The organism is Streptomyces sp. NPDC101165 (assembly GCF_044768135.1).
Lineage (GTDB): Bacteria > Actinomycetota > Actinomycetes > Streptomycetales > Streptomycetaceae > Streptomyces.
In genome coordinates this window covers 1-17,761 of sequence record NZ_JBIWPG010000032.1, presented here as the reverse complement: position 1 = coordinate 17,761, position 17,761 = coordinate 1, and the positions used below count along the sequence as shown (strand labels likewise).

Below are 17,761 nucleotides of genomic sequence, written 5' to 3'. Positions count from 1 at the left end.
ACGCCCCCAATGGCCAGCGCCCGCGCCACCGTCGCAGCCCTCCGCACCCTGCACACCCGCCGTGCCCGCAAAGCCGCCCCCGCCCTCCCGGCCCTGGAACTGGCGGCCCGCCCCAACCCCTGGCTGCGCGCCCTCGGCCTCACCGCGGTGGTCCTGGTCGGCGCCTGGCTTGGCCTGCTGATCGTCGGGAACGTCCGGGTCCCGGTCGGCCCCATGGACACGACGATGGCGCTGCGCCCGTCCCTCACCGGCGGCACGAAGATCAACGTCTCCCCGCTGGGCGCGCTCACCCTGGACAGCCATGTCGCCCCGGTCCGCCTGGACGTCAACGTCGACCAGCTCGACCCGCTCCGCTCCCAGGCCCTCGTCGACCACCCCGAGCGGCTCTCCGGGCTCCAGGACGAGGTGGCCCGGGACGTCGAGCACGGCACGCTCGACCTGGCCGTACGCTCCTGCGTCGCCGTGGTCTCCGGTGCGACCGCCCTGGGCCTCGCCGTCTACCGCCGCCCGCGCCGCGCCCTGGCGGCCGGCGCCCTGGCACTGGCCCTCCTCGCCGCCTCCGGGGCGACGGCCTACGCCACCTGGAACCCCAAGTCGGTCCTGGAGCCGAGGTTCTCCGGCCTGCTCTCCTCCGCACCCTCCCTGGTCGGCAACGCGCGCAGCATCGTCACCGAATTCGACGTCTACCAGAAGGAGTTGGCGCGCCTGGTGACGAACGTGACGAAGCTGTACGACGTCACGTCCACGCTCCCCGCCTACCAGCCGGACCCCGCGGGCCTGCGGGTCCTGCACGTCTCCGACATCCACCTCAACCCGGCGAGCTGGAAGATCATCGCCTCGCTGGTGGAGCAGTACAAGGTGAACGTGATCGTGGACTCGGGCGACACGATGGACCACGGCACGGCCGCGGAGAACGGCTTCCTGGACCCGGTCGCGGACCTGGGCGTGCCGTACGTCTGGGTCCGGGGCAACCACGACTCCAGGACCACCCAGCGCTACCTGCAGCACATGAGGAACGTGCACGTCCTGGACGACGGCCGGGCGGAGACGATCGCGGGCCTGCGGTTCGCGGGCATCGGCGACCCCCAGTTCACCCCCGACCGCTCGGTGTCACCCGGCGGGGACGCGGCCGAGGTGCTGGCGGGCGACCGCCTGGCCGGCGCCCTGCGCGACCAGCGGGCGGCGGGCACCCCGGTCGACGTGGCGATCGCCCACGAGCCCTCCGCCGCGCGCGAGACGGACGGCGCGGTCCCGCTGGTCCTGGCGGGCCACCTCCACCACGAGGGCACGGAGGTCATGAAGTACGGCACACGTCTGCGCATCGAGGGCTCGACGGGCGGCAGCGGCCTGCGCGCCGTGGAACGCAAGTACCCCGACCCGATCGAGGCCTCGATCCTCTACTTCGACCGCGACACTCGCCGCCTCCAGGCCTGGGACGAGATCAGACTGGGCGGCCTGGGCCTGACCACGGCCGAGGTCAGCCGCCACCTGCCCGAGGAAGTGTTTGATCAGCGGCTCCGCCACGGGCTGCCGAGCGCGAAACCGTCCCCGGCCACGCCTTCGCCGTCAGAGCCGTAAAACCGTTTTGGCGATACTCCCCGCCATCCCATATGCTTCTCACGTCCCCGACGCGCTGAGAAGCGCCCAGGCGGGCCGATAGCCCTCATCGTCTAGCGGCCTAGGACGCCGCCCTTTCAAGGCGGTAGCACGGGTTCGAATCCCGTTGGGGGCACGCAAGATCGTGTGCGACACTGTTGCACACAAACGCTTGGTCCTGTGGAGCAGTTTGGAGTGCTCGCCACCCTGTCAAGGTGGAGGCCGCGGGTTCAAATCCCGTCAGGACCGCTGAGGTTTCCTCGGAAGCCTCGTGGCTGGGTAGCTCAGTTGGTACGAGCGATCGCCTGAAAAGCGATAGGTCGCCGGTTCGACCCCGGCCCCAGCCACAGTCAGAAGGCCCCGTTCAGCAGAACGGGGCCTTCGCCGTTTCCGCACTGGGGGAGGCAAGGGTGGCAGAGCACTTCCGGGGCTTCGACATCGTGCGGCGGGGATACGACCGGCCGCAGGTCGACACCTACCTGGCCGGGCTGGCCGCCGGCACGGCCCCCGCCGCACCGCCCGCGTTCGACATCGTCCGACGGGGGTACGACCGGGCCCAGGTGGACACCCGGCTGGCGGAGCTGCGGAGCTGACCAGGCGGACTCCTTGGCAGGTGGCCCCGGCAGCGCTACGTTCTGGATGATCGGGCGGGACCGTCGGGGGGCAGGACGATGAGCCGGGACGAGGCCAGAGCCATTCGGGACACCGAGTTGGAGAAGGACCGGGCGCGGTACGGGCTGCTCGCGGTCGTCGTGAGCAATCTCGCCATCGCCGGAGTCGCGATCTTCGGGGTGTGGCGGCTGGGCGGGGACAAGGCCGTGATCGTCGGCGTGCTGACCGCCGCCTTCACCGCGGTGAGCAGCCTGACCACCGCCTATCTGGGCATCAAGGCCGTGTCCAACACCGCGAAGTCGATCGCCCTCGGGGACACGTCGGGCAGGCAGCGCACGGAGCCGGCGCCACCCGCTCAGCGCACGCCCTGAGCGCCCCGGGGCAAATCGTTCGCCAGTGATTTCCCCGAGGTGCGATCCTGGACCGCGTATGTCTACGCACCCAGCCCCCGCCCTCGGCACCCTCGCCCCCCGCCTGACCGAGCTGTCGCTGCGCGAAGCGCACCGCCTCGGCCGGCGGCTCGAGGGCGCGCGCAAGATCCGTAAGCCGGAGGCCCGCGACGCCGTCCTCGTGGAGATCGAGGCCGAGATCGCCAAGGCCGAGGCCCGGATGGACGAGCGGCGCTCCCGCGTGCCCGCCGTCACGTACCCTGAGCAGCTGCCCGTCAGCCAGAAGAAGGACCAGATCGCCGAGGCCATCCGCGATCACCAGGTCGTCATCGTCGCCGGCGAGACCGGGTCCGGTAAGACCACGCAGATCCCCAAGATCTGTATGGAGCTGGGGCGCGGCGTCCGCGGCATGATCGGCCACACCCAGCCCCGCCGCATCGCCGCCCGCACCGTCGCCGAACGGGTGGCGGAGGAGCTGCAGACCCCCCTCGGCGAGGCCGTCGGCTGGAAGGTCCGCTTCACCGACCAGGTGAACCCGGACGCCACCTTCGTCAAGCTGATGACGGACGGCATCCTGCTCGCCGAGATCCAGACCGACCGCGAGCTGCGCGCCTACGACACGATCATCATCGACGAGGCGCACGAGCGGTCCCTCAACATCGACTTCCTGCTGGGCTACCTCGCCCAGCTGCTGCCGAAGCGGCCCGATCTCAAGGTCGTCATCACCTCGGCGACCATCGACCCCGAGCGCTTCTCCCGGCACTTCGGCGACGCCCCGATCGTCGAGGTCAGCGGCCGCACCTATCCGGTCGAGGTCCGTTACCGGCCGCTCCTCGAAGAGGACTCCGAGGACGCCGACCGGGACCAGATCACCGCGATCACCGACGCCGTCGAGGAGCTGATGGCCGAGGGGAAGGGCGACATCCTCGTCTTCCTCTCCGGTGAGCGGGAGATCCGGGACACGGCGGACGCGCTGACGAAGAAGCAGTATCGCTTCACGGAGATCCTGCCGCTCTACGCCCGCCTCTCGCACGCCGAGCAGCACCGCGTCTTCCAGCCGCACACCGGGCGCAGGATCGTTCTGGCGACCAACGTCGCCGAGACCTCCCTCACCGTCCCCGGCATCAAGTACGTCATCGACCCCGGCTTCGCCCGGATCAGCCGGTACAGCCACCGCACCAAGGTCCAGCGGCTGCCCATCGAGCCGGTCTCCCAGGCCAGCGCCAACCAGCGCAAGGGCCGCTGCGGCCGTACCTCCGACGGCATCTGCGTCCGGCTGTACGCCGAGGACGATTTCCTCGCCCGCCCGGAATTCACGGACGCCGAGATCCTCCGCACGAACCTCGCCTCCGTCATCCTCCAGATGACCGCGGCCGGCCTCGGCGACATCGAGAAGTTCCCCTTCATCGACCCGCCGGACCACCGCAACATCCGCGACGGCGTGCAGCTGCTGCAGGAGCTGGGCGCGCTGGACCCGGCCCAGAAGGACCCGCGCAAGCGGCTCACCGACAACGGCCGCAAGCTCGCCCAGCTGCCCGTGGACCCGCGGCTGGCCCGGATGGTCCTGGAGGCCGACAAGAACGGCTGTGTCCGCGAGGTCATGGTCATAGCGGCCGCGCTGTCCATCCAGGACCCGCGCGAGCGCCCGGCCGAGAAGCAGGCCCAGGCCGACCAGCAGCACGCCCGCTTCAAGGACGAGACCAGCGACTTCCTCGCCTACCTGAACCTGTGGCGGTACGTCCGCGAGCAGCAGAAGGAGCGCGGCTCGTCGTCCTTCCGCCGGATGTGCAAGCAGGAGTACCTGAACTTCCTGCGCATCCGCGAATGGCAGGACATCTACACCCAGCTGCGCACGGTCGCCAAGCAGATGGGCATCCACCTCAACGAGGACGACGCCCCCGTCGACCGCGTCCACGTCTCCCTCCTCGCCGGCCTTCTCTCCCACATCGGGATGAAGGACGTGAAGGACGGCAACAAGAACGAGTACCTGGGCGCCCGCAACGCCAAGTTCGCGATCTTCCCGGGCTCGGCGCTGTTCCGGAAGCAGCCCCGCTTCGTGATGTCCGCCGAGCTGGTGGAGACGTCCCGCCTGTGGGCCCGGGTCAACGCGAAGATCGAGCCGGAGTGGGTCGAGCCGCTCGCCGGCCACCTCCTGAAGCGGACGTACAGCGAGCCGCACTGGGAGAAGGACCAGGCGGCCGTGATGGCGTACGAGAAGGTCACGCTGTACGGCGTCCCGATCGTCGCCCAGCGGAAGGTGAACTACGGCCGGGTCGACCCCGAGGTCTCCCGTCAGCTGTTCATCCGCAACGCGCTCGTCGAGGGCGACTGGCGCACGCACCACAAGTTCTTCGCCGACAACCGCAGACTCCTCAGCGAGGTGGAGGAGTTGGAGCACCGGGCGCGGCGCCGGGACATCGTCGTGGACGACGAGACGCTGTTCGACTTCTACGACCAGCGGGTGCCCGAACACGTCGTCTCCGGAGCCCACTTCGACTCCTGGTGGAAGCGGAAGCGGAACGAGCAGCCCGAGTTCCTGGACTTCGAGCGGGAGATGCTCATCCGGGAGTCGGCGGAGGCGGTCACCAAGGCCGACTATCCGGACAGCTGGCGGCAGGGGCAGCTCAAGTTCCGGGTGACCTACCAGTTCGAGCCGGGCACGGACGCGGACGGCGTGACCGTCCACATCCCGCTCCAGGTCCTCAACCAGGTCACGGACGAGGGCTTCGACTGGCAGATCCCCGGTCTGCGCGAGGAAGTGGTGACGGAGCTGATCCGCACCCTCCCCAAGCCGATCCGCCGCAACTACGTACCCGCGCCGAACTACGCGAAGGCGTTCCTGGAGCGCGCGGTGCCGCTGCAGGAGACGCTGACGGTCACCATGGCCCGGGAGCTGAAGCGTATGGTCGGCGTCCCCTTCGAGGCGGACGACTTCGACTGGGCGAAGGTCCCCGACCATCTGAAGGTCACCTTCCGGATCGTGGACGAGCGGCGGCGGGGGCTCGCCGAGGACAAGGACCTGGAGGCGCTGAAGCTCCGGCTGAAGCCGAAGGCGCGCAAGGCCCTGTCCCAGGCGGCGGCCGCGACCGCCTCCCGCGAGGGCGGGGAGTCCCTGGAGCGGGGGGGCCTCACCGACTGGACGATGGGCACGCTCACCCGGGTCTTCGAGACCCGCCGGGCCGGGCAGCCGGTGAAGGCGTACCCGGCGCTGGTGGACGACGGCGACACGGTCTCGGTCCGCCTCTTCGACACGGAGGCCGAGCAGGCGGAAGCCATGTGGAAGGGCACCCGCCGCCTCATCCTGCGCAACATCCCGGTGAACCCGGCGAAGTTCGCATCCGAGAAGCTGACGAACGCCCAGAAGCTGGCGCTCTCCGCCAACCCGCACGGCTCGATCCAGGCCCTCTTCGACGACTGCGCGATGGCCGCGGCCGACAAGCTGATCGCGGACTTCGGCGGGCCGGTGTGGGACGAGGAGTCGTACCGGAAGCTGTACGACAAGGTGCGGGCGGAGATCGTCGACACGACGGTCCGTGCGGTCACCCAGGTGCAGCAGGTCCTCGCCGCCTGGCAGGCCTGTGAGCGCCGTCTGAAGGCCGTGCGCAGCCCCGTCCTGCTGGCGAACCTGACGGACGTCCGCAAGCAGCTGGACGCCCTCGTGAAGCCCGGATTCGTGACCTGGGCGGGGATCCGCCGCCTGCCCGACCTCATGCGCTACCTGGTGGCCGCGGACCGGCGTCTGCAGCAGATGCCGACGGGCGTCCAGCGGGACACCACGCGCATGGAGAAGGTCCACGAGATGCAGGACGAGTACGCCTGGCTGCTGGAACAGCTCCCCCAGGGCCGGCCGGTACCGCAGCAGGTCCTGGACATCCGCTGGATGCTCGAGGAGCTCCGGGTCAGCTACTTCGCCCACGCGCTGGGCACGGCGTACCCGGTCTCCGACAAGCGGATCGTGAAGGCGATCGACGCGGCCGTACCGTAACCGCAAGCGTACAGAGGGTGAGTTCGACCGGGGCCCTCACCCTCCTGTACAGTCCTTCTCGCAGCGCAAAGCAGCAAGCCAAGCGCCGCGAAGCCTGGTCCTGTGGAGCAGTTTGGAGTGCTCGCCACCCTGTCAAGGTGGAGGCCGCGGGTTCAAATCCCGTCAGGACCGCAACAGAGAAGGCCCTCGTCCGATCCGGATGGGGGCCTTCTTCTTGCGCCCAGCCTGCCCCCTGGGGGATTGACGACGTCACATTCCGCCGGTACCCAGAAACCAGGGACCGCCCCCCTGCGCGGCCCCTGGAGGTGGCGTATGGCGGCATCGGCCAGGCACGAGACGCGGGCGCTGCTCAGGGCGCATCTGTCGGCCGCTACGTCCTACCGGCGGCACCTCACCCGCCACTGCCCGATCTGCCATCACCTGTTGCGGCTGGCGATGGACACCGGCCCACGACCCGAGGACGCGAGCGAAGAGCTTCTGGAGGACGAAAGTCCCCGAAGCGCGTGACCGGCGCCGGGCCCAACACCCGCCCGGACGTGGCACGCTGGAAGAGGTGGTTCCACTACCGCACCCATGCCAGAGGCAACAAGATCCCTGGCATGTGACGGGAGTCACCGCATGACTTTTTGAAACGGCGGAACTTACCCCCCTCCTACAACTGGTCAATTTAATATGTGCAATTGCACCCGACTCGGGGGTCGTGCACAGGAGTTCCGACAGCCCTACCCAGACTCCGACAAGGCCGCTCACAGCGCCCCCGGCACCCTCACGACCAGCGCACAAAAAAGATCGCGCTGGACCCGGCGGAGTCCAGCGCGATCTACGACGCACCCTGTGTCGCTGCCTACAACGTGCTCTTCGGCTTGGGCGTGGGCCCTGTTGGGGCAGGTCCCGCGTCGCTTGAAGCTAGGGTTCCGGGCACCTCGGTCAGTTGGGGGACCAGCCGGTTTGCCCGGTTATTCAGTTGTTCAGGCCTCGCTGCGCTGCTGCGGGATGCCCGCGAGCAGAGCGCGGACCTCGGCCTCGCGGTAGCGGCGGTGCCCGCCGAGCGTACGGATCGAAGTGAGCTTGCCGGCCTTCGCCCACCGCGTGACCGTCTTCGGGTCCACGCGGAACATCGTGGCGACCTCAGCCGGGGTCAGCAGCGGCTCGGCATCAGGGGTGCGAGCGGTCATGAGCGGCCTCCTCGGGAGAACCGAACCTTCTCGGTTCTTTCCTCTAAATTCTGCACCTTGACCCACGTTGCCCGAAATGGCGGACGCAGGCCGAGTCGGTTATAGGACGAACGGCTTGTCCTCGGCACTACAACTACACCATCTGTCCAGCCACGTCGGCCAAACCGATGGAATTGCCCTCCCAGGTGTTCATCAGCCGCGGAAGCCGATGGACCATGCCATAGCGGACAGTCACGCCACTGTGACGATCAGTCACAGGGCGATCAGGAGGCACCAGACCCCCCAAAGCTCGCAATGCTGGGATTCCGCCCAGAGTGGAGCATAGTTGGGCGGACGGAGCCCTCCCCGGACTCCTTGTCCTATTTTGGCACGAGGGGCGGCAAGCGGCGCAAGGGCCGTGTAAGTGCCGTCCATCACCCTTAGGGACAAAAGCCCGGATCGGGACCAACGTCCCGTCAGGTGTTCAAGTGCGGTAGACCGTACGTCGTTCAGGGCTGTTTTGACCGTGACGTGCGTCACTCAGTTCGCAGAGCGCCGGTCACGTACCGCCCGCCACCGCTCCACCAGCCGCCCGTAGGCCTCCCCGGCGGCCGTCCCGTCCCCCCGGCGCAGGGCCTCGATGCCGTCGGCGACGTCCGCCGCCGAGTGGTCGTCCTCCAGTTCGCCGGCCGGCACCGCGTGCACCAGGCCGCCGTAGTCCAGCTCCACCAGCGAGCGCGGGTGGAACTCCTCCAGCCAGCGGCCGACGTCCACCAGGCCGTCGATCAGCGGCCCCTCCGCGATGGTGTCCCTCAGCGTGCGCAGCGCCCGCGCCACCCGGCGCCTGGCCTGCACCATCGGGGTGCGGTAGCGCAGCATCGGCGGCACCTCGCCGGCCCCCTTCTCGTACCGGCGCTCCTCGTCGGAGACCAGCACGAACCAGTTCAGCGGGACCTGCCAGGTCGCCGTGCGGATCCAGGGGCGGGCGTCCGGGTTGCGGGCGAGCCAGCGCTCGTAGTCCTGGGCGGCCTGGTGGCGCACCAGCGGCGGCAGCACCGCGTCCAGCACCGAAGCGGGCAGCTCCTCGGCGAGCTCGCCCAGGGCCAGCCAGCCGCGCAGCCGGGTCCGCCAGGGGCAGACGCAGACGACTCCGTCGACGTCCAGCACGAAGGCGTCGCTGCTCTCGTGGACCGGCACCGGGATCGGCGGAGTGGGCAGCAAGTCGGCCAGCGAGCGGCGCAGTTCGTCCTGGTAGGAGGGACGGTCGGGACGCCGGGCGTAGCGCGCCCAGTGGGTGCGCTCAGGCTCCGGGAAGGCGGCCAGCGGCTCGTAGACGCGCAGGTACGCGGCATAGGGGACGACCACCGAGGACACCTTGGGCACGCCTGCTCCCTCCCCATCGGACCCGGCTCGAAACCACTGCAAATCGTCCCACGGTCATGCGTGCACCAAAGGCACGGCAGAGTGATCCTGAACACTGCGAGGATGGCTGGTGGGCACAGGCTCTACGCTCATGCCACAGCACCCGCCACCCGCACGGGAGCTGAGCCCCACTCGCCGCTATTTACACAGGAGTCACCACAGTGACCGACGTAACCGGCGCATCTGCTGATGTCCTGCACACCCTGTTCCACTCGGACCAGGGCGGCCATGAGCAGGTCGTGCTCTGCCAGGACCGCGCCAGCGGTCTCAAGGCCGTCATCGCCATCCACTCCACCGCCCTGGGCCCGGCCCTCGGCGGAACGCGCTTCTACCCCTACGCGACCGAGGCCGAGGCCGTCGCCGACGCCCTCAACCTCGCGCGCGGGATGTCGTACAAGAACGCCATGGCCGGCCTGGACCACGGCGGCGGCAAGGCCGTGATCATCGGCGACCCGGAGCGCGACAAGACCGAGGAGCTGCTGCTCGCCTACGGCCGCATGGTCGCCTCCCTCGGTGGGCGCTACGTCACCGCGTGCGACGTCGGCACCTACGTCGCCGACATGGACGTCGTGGCCCGCGAGTGCCGCTGGACCACCGGCCGCTCGCCCGAGAACGGCGGCGCCGGCGACTCCTCGGTGCTCACCGCCTTCGGTGTCTACCAGGGCATGCGCGCCTCCGCCCAGCACCTGTGGGGCGACCCCTCGCTGCGCGGCCGCAAGGTCGGTATCGCGGGCGTCGGCAAGGTGGGCCACCACCTGGTCCGGCACCTGCTCGACGAGGGCGCCGAGGTCGTCATCACGGACGTACGGCGCGAGGCCGTCGGACGGATCTCCGACCAGCACCCGACCGTGCAGGTGGTCGCCGACACCGACGCGCTCATCCGTGTCGAGGGCCTCGACATCTACGCCCCCTGCGCCCTGGGCGGTGCCCTGAACGACGACACCGTGCCGGTGCTGACCGCGCAGGTGGTCTGCGGTGCCGCCAACAACCAGCTCGCCCACCCGGGCGTGGAGAAGGACCTCGCCGACCGCGGGATCCTCTACGCGCCGGACTACGTGGTGAACGCCGGTGGCGTGATCCAGGTGGCCGACGAGCTGCACGGGTTCGACTTCGAGCGGTGCAAGACGAAGGCGGCGAAGATCTTCGACACCACGCTGGCCATCTTCGCACGTGCGAAGGAGGACGGGATTCCGCCGGCCGCCGCGGCCGACCGGATCGCCGAGCAGCGCATGGCCGAGGCTCGCGCGGCACGCTGACAGCCGCGATCGGGTGTCCGATCGCACGCATGAGCGGTACCCGCCGGCGGGAACTTCGAGAGAACTCTCACTTCCACCGGCGGGTCGTACCCCGATAAGTGGTTAAAATCGCCACTGACCAGCGAGGACAGGGCACCTCGAGGGTCCTGTGCACACGCGCGTGCTGCGGGCGACGTACCGTATGGGCGCGGGCTCAGGTACCGTGGAAGCCCTACGGACCGGCCTCTCTGCGGAGGGTCCGTTCCGGATCATGAACGCGTGTCAGACTCTGGGGCCGTCAAGCCCCGTCACCGAGGGGGTCGAGCCATGGGGCGCGGCCGGGCCAAGGCCAAGCAGACAAAGGTCGCCCGCCAGCTGAAGTACAACAGCGGTGGGACTGACCTGTCACGTCTGGCCAATGAACTGGGCGCATCGACTTCGAGCCAGCCGCCGAACGGCGAGCCGTTCGAGGACGATGAGCATGACGAGGACGATCTTTACTCTCGGTACGCCGACCTCTATGAGGACGACGACGAGGACGAGGACGAAGGTCCCTCACAACACCGTCGCGGCGCTTGACCTTGCATTGAGCACTCACCCGGTCGGTGGCAGAGCCACCGACCGGGTTCTGTGCTACCCGCAGGTTCAGACGGCGTAGTCCCCGACCAGCTCCGCGCCGGTCTCCTTGTCGCCCCGGTCGGTGATCTCGCCCGCGACCCACGCGTCGACCCCGCGGTCGGCCAGGGTCGCGAGGGCCACGTCCGTGGACTCCTCCGGCACGATCGCGATCATGCCGACGCCCATGTTCAGGGTCTTCTCCAGCTCCAGGCGCTCGACGTTCCCGGTCCTGCCGACCAGGTCGAAGATCGCGCCCGGGGTCCAGGTGGCCCGGTCGACGGTCGCGTGCAGCTCGTCCGGGATGACCCGGGCCAGGTTGGCCGCGAGGCCGCCGCCGGTGATGTGGCTGAACGCGTGCACCTCGGTGGTGCGGGTCAGCGCCAGGCAGTCCAGCGAGTAGATCTTGGTGGGCTCCAGGAGCTCCTCGCCGAGCGTGCGGCCCAGCTCCGCGACCTCCGCCTCCAGGGCCAGGCCCGCGTGGTCCAGCAGGACGTGACGGACCAGGGAGTACCCGTTCGAGTGAAGCCCGGAGGACGCCATGGCGATCACGGTGTCACCCGTACGGATACGATCCGCGCCCAGCAGCCGGTCGGCCTCCACGACGCCGGTACCGGCGCCGGCGACGTCGAAGTCGTCCTCGCCCAGCAGACCCGGGTGCTCGGCCGTCTCGCCGCCCACCAGGGCGCAGCCGGCCAGCACACAGCCCTCCGCGATGCCCTTGACGATCGCGGCGACCCGCTCGGGGTGGACCTTGCCGACGCAGATGTAGTCGGTCATGAACAGCGGCTCGGCACCGCACACCACGATGTCGTCCATGACCATGGCGACCAGGTCGTGGCCGATGGTGTCGTAGACACCCATCCGACGCGCGACGTCGACCTTCGTCCCGACGCCGTCCGTGGCGGAGGCGAGCAGCGGGCGCTCGAAGCGCTTGAGGGCGGAGGCGTCGAAGAGCCCGGCGAAGCCGCCGAGGCCGCCCAGGACCTCGGGGCGCTGGGTCTTCTTCACCCACTCCTTCATCAGCTCTACGGCGCGGTCGCCCGCCTCGATGTCGACGCCCGCGCTCGCGTAGCTGGCACCAGTGCCCGCGTGCAGGGCACGCTGATCAAACTCAGCTGACATGACCTTGAGAACTTTCGTGTCGTCCTACGGGGGCTTACGGGCGACGGATCGCGTCGGCCGCGGCCGTGGCGGCCGGACCTGCGGCCAGCTCGGTCTCCAGCAGCTGCTTGCCGAGCAGCTCCGGGTCCGGCAGCTCCATCGGGTACTCGCCGTCGAAGCAGGCGCGGCACAGGTTCGGCTTGGCGATGGTGGTCGCCTCGATCATGCCGTCGATGGAGATGTACGCCAGGGAGTCGGCGCCGAGCGAGGTGCCGATCTCCTCGATGGTCATACCGTTGGCGATCAGCTCGGCGCGGGTGGCGAAGTCGATGCCGAAGAAGCAGGGCCACTTCACGGGCGGCGAGGAGATCCGGATGTGGACCTCGGCGGCGCCCGCCTCGCGCAGCATGCGGACCAGGGCCCGCTGGGTGTTGCCGCGCACGATCGAGTCGTCGACGACGACCAGACGCTTGCCCTTGATGACTTCCTTCAGCGGGTTCAGCTTCAGGCGGATGCCCAGCTGACGGATGGTCTGCGAGGGCTGGATGAAGGTGCGGCCCACGTAGGCGTTCTTGACCAGACCGGCGCCGAAGGGGATGCCGGAGGCCTCCGCGTAGCCGATGGCGGCCGGGGTGCCGGACTCCGGGGTCGCTATGACCAGGTCGGCCTCGACCGGGGCCTCCTTGGCGAGACGGCGGCCCATCTCGACGCGGGAGAGGTACACGTTCCGGCCGGCGATGTCGGTGTCCGGGCGGGCCAGGTACACGTACTCGAAGACACAGCCCTTGGGCTTCGCTTCCGCGAAGCGGGAGGTGCGCAGACCGTTCTCGTCGATGGCGACGAACTCGCCCGGCTCGATCTCGCGGACGAAGCTGGCACCGCAGATGTCGAGGGCGGCGGACTCGGAGGCCACCACCCAGCCGCGCTCCAGCCGGCCGAGGACCAGCGGGCGGATGCCCTGCGGGTCACGGGCGGCGTAGAGGGTGTGCTCGTCCATGAAGACGAGGGAGAAGGCGCCCCGCACCTTCGGGAGGACCGTGTGGGCGGCCTCCTCGATGGTCAGCGGCTTGCCGTCCTCGTCGACCTGGGCGGCCAGCAGGGCCGTCAGCAGGTCGGTGTCGTTGGTGGCCGCGACCCGGGTGGAGCGGCTGTTGTTGTCGTTCGGGAGCTCGGCGACCATCTCGGCGAGCTGCGCCGTGTTGACCAGGTTGCCGTTGTGGCCGAGCGCGATCGAGCCGTGCGCGGTGGCACGGAACGTCGGCTGGGCGTTCTCCCACACGGAGGCACCGGTGGTCGAGTAGCGGGCGTGTCCGACCGCGATATGACCCTGGAGCGAACCGAGAGAGGTCTCGTCGAAGACCTGGGACACCAGTCCCATGTCCTTGAAGACGAGGATCTGGGAGCCATTGCTGACCGCGATTCCCGCGGATTCCTGACCCCGGTGCTGGAGGGCGTAGAGCCCGAAGTACGTGAGCTTTGCGACCTCTTCACCCGGAGCCCAGACACCGAAGACGCCGCAAGCGTCCTGGGGGCCTTTTTCGCCGGGAAGCAGATCGTGATTGAGTCGACCGTCACCACGTGGCACGGCACCGAGTGTAGGCGAGGTCGACCACTGGTCCGAATTGGGGATACACGGCGTTAACGGATCAGGGCTTGCCGATCACCTTGGTGGTTTCTTCGTTTCCGCAGGTCAGCTAGGTTCTGAGGCGGCCTGAACGGCCGTCGGCGGCCCTGTGGACGGCGGCCCGGGACTTGTTCGCCGTATGCATGAGTGAGGTGTCGCACATCATTCTGGTGCGCCGCGGCTGAGGTGGACGACATCGCCGTCGCCGTCCGTGAGCGTCAGCTTCCCGTCGTCGGTCCGGGCGGTGAGCGTGCCGGTGGTGAGGGTGCGGGCGAAGGCGCGCTCGAAGTCCATCCGCTCCGGGGCGCAGGCCATCTTGGTGGCGCGGACGTCCCCGATCGTGATGCGGTCGCCGCGCACGGTGGCCCGGGCGCTGAACTGGTTGCAGCCGAGGTTGCCGGCCGCGAGGCCGTCCGCGATCCGGATGTGGGCCGTGGTGGGCGCCTGCCGGGTGGTGCCGTCGGCGGTGAGACCGTCCACCCGCCAGTCGACGCCGGTCACGGGCTGCCGTGCGCCGGGCGGGCCGCTGTCCGCCTGCCCGCCCTGGCTGCTGCCGCAGGCCAGCGTGAGCGGGACGAGCACGGCGGCCGCCGTCAGGGTCATGCGCCGCTTGTGCGGGTTCGGTCGGTTCTGCCGGTTCAGTTGCTTGTACCGGTTCATACGGATTCGACGGCCCGCCCGAGCCGCCGGTTCCGTCACGACATGAGCGGCAGCAGGTCCCCGATGTCCGCGCGCTCCCCGCTCGCGCTGACCTCGGCCTCCTCGACGGCGTCCGTCCAGGCCACGCGGCCGGTGGCGAGCCGGATCCAGGTCAGCGGGTCGGTCTCCACGACGTTGGGCGGGGTGCCGCGGGTGTGCCGGGGCCCCTCGACACACTGCACGACGGCGTAGGGCGGCACGCGCACCTCGGTGGAGCCGCCGGGCGCCTTCACGGCGAGGGCGTCGGCGAGGAGCCGGGTGGCGGCGGCCAGCGCCTGGCGGTCGTAGGGCACCTCCAGGCCGGGGACGGCGGCGTTGAGGTCGTCGGTGTGGACGACGAGCTCGACGGTCCGGGTGACCAGGTAGTCGTCCAGGGGCAGCGCGCCAGCGTTGGTCTGCAGGAGCCTGCTGCCGGGGTGCGCGTCGAGCAGGGTGCGCAGGCTCTGGCCGACGTCGGCGAGGTAGGCGTCGAGGTCGGGGTGCTCGGCGGCGAGGTTCCGGGTGAAGTCGGCGATCGCGGCGGAGTTGGCTGCGGTGGCGAAGGGCCACTCGGCCACCGGGACGTCCTGCTTCGGCGGGGCCGGCAGGTCCAGGGACCGGTGCACGGCCGTGACGGCCATGCCGATGTGCGCGACCAGCTCCCGTACGGTCCAGTCGCCGAGCCGGGTGGGCAGGGCGAGCTGCTCGGGCGTGAGACCGCGTACGGCCTCCCGTACGGTGCCGAGCTGGGCGAAGACCGCGGCGCGGGTCTTGGCGGGGTCGTAGCTGCGGGCGCGCTTCTTGGCCGGTGGCATGCAGCGACCCTATGCCTGCGAAGGGCGCGGCTTCAGCCGGATTTCGCCCCCGCCGCGCAGGCCCTCCGGCTCTTCTCCGTGAGGGTCCTCTACTGCTTCACCGCGTAGTCCTTCAGGCCGTTCTCGGCCAGGGCGAAGGCGACGCGGGCGCGCTCGGCGGCGTCGGCGGCGACCTGGTCGGCGCTCTCGCCCTCGGCGATCCGGTGGTGGTGCTCCTCGATCAGGGCGTTGCGGGCGGCGCTGAGGGTGGCGGCCGCGATCGTGGCCTGCATCCGGTCGCCGGTCTCGGCGGCCAGCAGGGCGGCCAGCTCCCGGGTGCCCTTCTGCGCGGCGAGGAAGGCGCGCTCCATCAGCACCGGTGTCTCCCGCACGAGATGGCGCACCTGGCGGGCGAACGGCTCGGGGTTCAGCCCGAGCGAGGGGTCGCGGCTCTCCGCCATCTCCAGGAACTGCCGGCGGACGGCGGCGACGGCGGACTCGCCCGGCTGCCGCTCGCGCACGGCCCGGGCCACGTCGCCGAAGTGCTCCTCCATCGGCCGGAAGACCAGGTCCTCCTTGGTACCGAAGTAGTTGAAGACGGTCATCTTGGAGACCTCGGCGGCGTCGGCGATCTCCTGCACCGAGACGTTGTCGAAGCCCCGCTCGACGAACAGGCCGATCGCGACCTGGTAGATCCGCATCGCCGTCTGCAGCTTCTTGCGCTCGCGCAGCCCCATCGCCTCAGCCATGCGGACACCTTACCGCGATGAAGTTTATGTGGGGATGAAATTTTATCTGAGCCGAAACATTGACTCGGTCCATGAATGCACGGCATGGTGATGCCCATGACCGAAACCCAGCGCAAGATCGGCTTCCTCGTCTGCCTCGTGACGATCGTTCTCGCCGTCCTGGACCTGCAGATCGTGTCCGCGGCGACCGTGCCGATCGTCCGGGACCTCGATCCGGAGCACGGCATCGACAAGATCCCGTGGCTGGTCAGCGCCTTCTCGCTGGCGTCGGCCGCGATGCTGCCCCTGTACGGCCGGCTGTGCGACGTGCTCGGCGCCAAGCGGGTCTTCCTCGGCGCCCTGGGCGCCTTCCTGACCGGCTCGGCGCTGTGCGGCGCGGCCCCCTCGATCGGCTGGCTGATCGCATCCCGGGCCGTGCAGGGCGTCGGGGCGGGCGGACTGATGAGCGTCACGATGGTGGTGATCGCACAGCTGCAGGGGCCCGGGGAGAAGAAGAACAAGGGCGCGGGCACCGGCGGGATCGTCGCCGGCGGCGGCATGGCCGTCGGCCCCTGGCTCGGCGGCTTCCTCGCCGACCACGCGAGCTGGCGCTGGGCCTTCTACATCAACCTGCCGCTCGGCATCGCGGCCCTGGCCACCGCGGTCGTGGTCCTCAGGCTCCCGCGCGACACACACAGCCGCGCCATCGACTTCCCCGGCGCGGCCCTCGCCGCCGCGTTCTCCACCACGCTGCTGCTGGTCACCGAGTGGGGCGGCAAGCAGTACGCCTGGGCCTCGCCGCAGATCCTCACCCTGGGCCTGGCCTCGGCAGCCGCGCTCGCCCTCTTCCTGCACCGCCAGTCCACCGCCGCCGAACCGATCCTGCCGCCCTCGCTGTTCCGCGTCCCCGAGCTGCGCCTGGGCTTCGCGATCCAGGGGCTGATGGGTATGGCCATGGCCGGCGCGATGTACTACGTCCTGGTCTACCTCCAGGTCGCCCGTGGCGTCGCCAGCTCCTCCGCCGGGCTGTTCCTCATCCCGATGGCGGCCGGGATCATGGCGGTAGGCGTCGTCACCGGCCGGCTCACCGGACGCGGCTGGTCCGAGCGGACCTTCGTGATCAGCGGATCCGTCGTCACCGCGGCCGCCTTCCTGCTCCTCGCCACCACCGGCACGAACACCTCGCTGTGGCAGCTGCGCGCCGCCCTGCTACTGGTCGGCATCGGCTTCGGCCAGCTGCTCGGCCAACTGATCCAGCTGGTGCAGAACGCGGCGCCCCGCCACCAGCTCGGCGTGGCCACCACCGCGATCCGCTTCTTCCAGACCCTCGGCACGGCCCTCGGCGCCGCCCTCTTCGGCACCCTCCTCAACCGCCTGTACGACGGCCCCGGCGACATCGGCTCGCTCGTGGCGCTGCGGGGTGCCGCACACGCCCGGGGAGTGGCCGCGTACGTCTCCGCGATGGACTCGGTGTTCCTGTGCGGGGCAGCGGTGATGGCCCTGTGCCTGGTGCTGGCGCTGCGCCTGCCGCGGTCCCGGCCGGCGCAGGCTCCGGTCGCACCGCCGGAGACCGGCGCGGCCCGCGGGCTCCGCGTCGAGGGCCGGGTCCCGTCCGGCCCCACGGACGTCCGGCAGGGCACTCGAGCCTCGTGAGTCGGCAGCGGACGACCGGCGCCGGCTCACCGAGGTGACCGCGCGGCGCACCACACACGGCGAAGGGCCCGCCCGGACGGGCGCTTTCTAGGGGTCATTGCAACAGGTGGTTGTGTTGATCAGGCCGCGAGCAGTTTATGCAGGCGCTCGGCTGGGGTTTCCCAGCCGAGCG

15 protein-coding genes and 4 tRNA genes are annotated in these 17,761 nt (G+C 70.0%); 12 read left to right on the top strand and 7 right to left on the bottom strand.

What is annotated here, in order from left to right; translation table 11 throughout:
- Positions 1-9 precede the first annotated feature (9 nt).
- The 9 genes from ACIRVH_RS42895 to ACIRVH_RS42855 all read left to right on the top strand — a co-directional run bounded on the left by ACIRVH_RS42895 (position 10) and on the right by ACIRVH_RS42855 (position 7,089).
- Positions 10-1,578, top strand: coding sequence for a metallophosphoesterase (locus ACIRVH_RS42895; protein ID WP_403965479.1), 1,569 nt, complete (start codon positions 10-12; stop codon positions 1,576-1,578).
- Positions 1,579-1,659: 81 nt separating this feature from the next.
- Positions 1,660-1,732: transfer RNA gene (locus ACIRVH_RS42890), tRNA-Glu, on the top strand.
- A 38-nt stretch (positions 1,733-1,770) separates the two neighbouring features.
- Positions 1,771-1,845: transfer RNA gene (locus ACIRVH_RS42885), tRNA-Asp, on the top strand.
- A gap of 24 nt (positions 1,846-1,869) precedes the next feature.
- A tRNA-Phe gene (locus ACIRVH_RS42880) sits at positions 1,870-1,943 on the top strand.
- Positions 1,944-2,006: 63 nt separating this feature from the next.
- Positions 2,007-2,189, top strand: a complete 183-nt coding sequence (locus ACIRVH_RS42875) for a hypothetical protein (RefSeq protein ID WP_403965477.1) — start codon at positions 2,007-2,009, stop codon at positions 2,187-2,189.
- Between the two features lie 78 nt (positions 2,190-2,267).
- Positions 2,268-2,579, top strand: coding sequence for a hypothetical protein (locus tag ACIRVH_RS42870; RefSeq protein WP_403965476.1), 312 nt, complete (start codon positions 2,268-2,270; stop codon positions 2,577-2,579).
- Between the two features lie 58 nt (positions 2,580-2,637).
- Positions 2,638-6,582, top strand: a complete 3,945-nt coding sequence (gene hrpA / locus ACIRVH_RS42865; RefSeq protein WP_403965474.1) for an ATP-dependent RNA helicase HrpA — start codon at positions 2,638-2,640, stop codon at positions 6,580-6,582.
- 96 nt (positions 6,583-6,678) lie between these two features.
- Positions 6,679-6,753, top strand: a tRNA-Asp gene (locus ACIRVH_RS42860).
- Between the two features lie 141 nt (positions 6,754-6,894).
- Positions 6,895-7,089: a DUF6274 family protein gene (locus ACIRVH_RS42855; RefSeq protein ID WP_403965473.1), complete on the top strand. Its 195-nt coding sequence runs from the start codon at positions 6,895-6,897 to the stop codon at positions 7,087-7,089.
- Between the two features lie 461 nt (positions 7,090-7,550).
- Here ACIRVH_RS42855 and bldC read toward each other — a convergent pair whose 3' ends face one another.
- On the bottom strand, positions 7,551-7,757 hold the full coding sequence (bldC, locus tag ACIRVH_RS42850) for a developmental transcriptional regulator BldC (protein WP_003949541.1): 207 nt from the start codon (positions 7,755-7,757) through the stop codon (positions 7,551-7,553).
- Between the two features lie 519 nt (positions 7,758-8,276).
- Positions 8,277-9,119, bottom strand: coding sequence for a hypothetical protein (locus ACIRVH_RS42845; protein ID WP_403965471.1), 843 nt, complete (start codon positions 9,117-9,119; stop codon positions 8,277-8,279).
- A gap of 200 nt (positions 9,120-9,319) precedes the next feature.
- On the opposite strand from ACIRVH_RS42845, the gene ACIRVH_RS42840 reads away from it, so the two are divergent.
- Both ACIRVH_RS42840 and ACIRVH_RS42835 read left to right on the top strand, forming a co-directional pair.
- On the top strand, positions 9,320-10,414 hold the full coding sequence (locus ACIRVH_RS42840) for a Leu/Phe/Val dehydrogenase (protein WP_403965469.1): 1,095 nt from the start codon (positions 9,320-9,322) through the stop codon (positions 10,412-10,414).
- Positions 10,415-10,720: 306 nt separating this feature from the next.
- Positions 10,721-10,972, top strand: coding sequence for a DUF3073 domain-containing protein (locus tag ACIRVH_RS42835; protein ID WP_393474305.1), 252 nt, complete (start codon positions 10,721-10,723; stop codon positions 10,970-10,972).
- 66 nt (positions 10,973-11,038) lie between these two features.
- Here ACIRVH_RS42835 and purM read toward each other — a convergent pair whose 3' ends face one another.
- From purM to ACIRVH_RS42810, 5 genes are all read right to left on the bottom strand, one after another.
- Positions 11,039-12,133, bottom strand: coding sequence for a phosphoribosylformylglycinamidine cyclo-ligase (gene purM / locus ACIRVH_RS42830; protein ID WP_403965466.1), 1,095 nt, complete (start codon positions 12,131-12,133; stop codon positions 11,039-11,041).
- A gap of 34 nt (positions 12,134-12,167) precedes the next feature.
- The gene (purF, locus tag ACIRVH_RS42825; protein WP_386580405.1) at positions 12,168-13,697 is read right to left on the bottom strand and encodes an amidophosphoribosyltransferase; all 1,530 of its coding nucleotides are present in this window, start codon (positions 13,695-13,697) and stop codon (positions 12,168-12,170) included.
- A gap of 201 nt (positions 13,698-13,898) precedes the next feature.
- Positions 13,899-14,339, bottom strand: coding sequence for an META domain-containing protein (locus tag ACIRVH_RS42820; protein ID WP_403965464.1), 441 nt, complete (start codon positions 14,337-14,339; stop codon positions 13,899-13,901).
- Positions 14,340-14,431: 92 nt separating this feature from the next.
- Positions 14,432-15,229, bottom strand: coding sequence for a sterol carrier family protein (locus ACIRVH_RS42815; protein WP_403965462.1), 798 nt, complete (start codon positions 15,227-15,229; stop codon positions 14,432-14,434).
- Positions 15,230-15,318: 89 nt separating this feature from the next.
- Entirely contained in the window at positions 15,319-15,957 is a 639-nt protein-coding gene (locus tag ACIRVH_RS42810) for a TetR/AcrR family transcriptional regulator (RefSeq protein WP_403965461.1), read from the bottom strand.
- 96 nt (positions 15,958-16,053) lie between these two features.
- On the opposite strand from ACIRVH_RS42810, the gene ACIRVH_RS42805 reads away from it, so the two are divergent.
- The gene (locus ACIRVH_RS42805; protein WP_403965459.1) at positions 16,054-17,589 is read left to right on the top strand and encodes an MFS transporter; all 1,536 of its coding nucleotides are present in this window, start codon (positions 16,054-16,056) and stop codon (positions 17,587-17,589) included.
- Positions 17,590-17,761: the final 172 nt, after the last annotated feature.

Coding starts and splice junctions, on each gene's coding strand:
- ACIRVH_RS42895 (WP_403965479.1), top strand. CDS start 10: ATGGCCAGCGCCCGCGCCACCGTCGCAGCCCTCCGCACCCTGCACACC.
- ACIRVH_RS42870 (WP_403965476.1), top strand. CDS start 2,268: ATGAGCCGGGACGAGGCCAGAGCCATTCGGGACACCGAGTTGGAGAAG.
- hrpA (WP_403965474.1), top strand. CDS start 2,638: ATGTCTACGCACCCAGCCCCCGCCCTCGGCACCCTCGCCCCCCGCCTG.
- ACIRVH_RS42855 (WP_403965473.1), top strand. CDS start 6,895: ATGGCGGCATCGGCCAGGCACGAGACGCGGGCGCTGCTCAGGGCGCAT.
- bldC (WP_003949541.1), bottom strand. CDS start 7,757: ATGACCGCTCGCACCCCTGATGCCGAGCCGCTGCTGACCCCGGCTGAG.
- ACIRVH_RS42835 (WP_393474305.1), top strand. CDS start 10,721: ATGGGGCGCGGCCGGGCCAAGGCCAAGCAGACAAAGGTCGCCCGCCAG.
- purM (WP_403965466.1), bottom strand. CDS start 12,133: ATGTCAGCTGAGTTTGATCAGCGTGCCCTGCACGCGGGCACTGGTGCC.
- ACIRVH_RS42820 (WP_403965464.1), bottom strand. CDS start 14,339: ATGACCCTGACGGCGGCCGCCGTGCTCGTCCCGCTCACGCTGGCCTGC.
- ACIRVH_RS42815 (WP_403965462.1), bottom strand. CDS start 15,229: ATGCCACCGGCCAAGAAGCGCGCCCGCAGCTACGACCCCGCCAAGACC.
- ACIRVH_RS42810 (WP_403965461.1), bottom strand. CDS start 15,957: ATGGCTGAGGCGATGGGGCTGCGCGAGCGCAAGAAGCTGCAGACGGCG.
- ACIRVH_RS42805 (WP_403965459.1), top strand. CDS start 16,054: ATGACCGAAACCCAGCGCAAGATCGGCTTCCTCGTCTGCCTCGTGACG.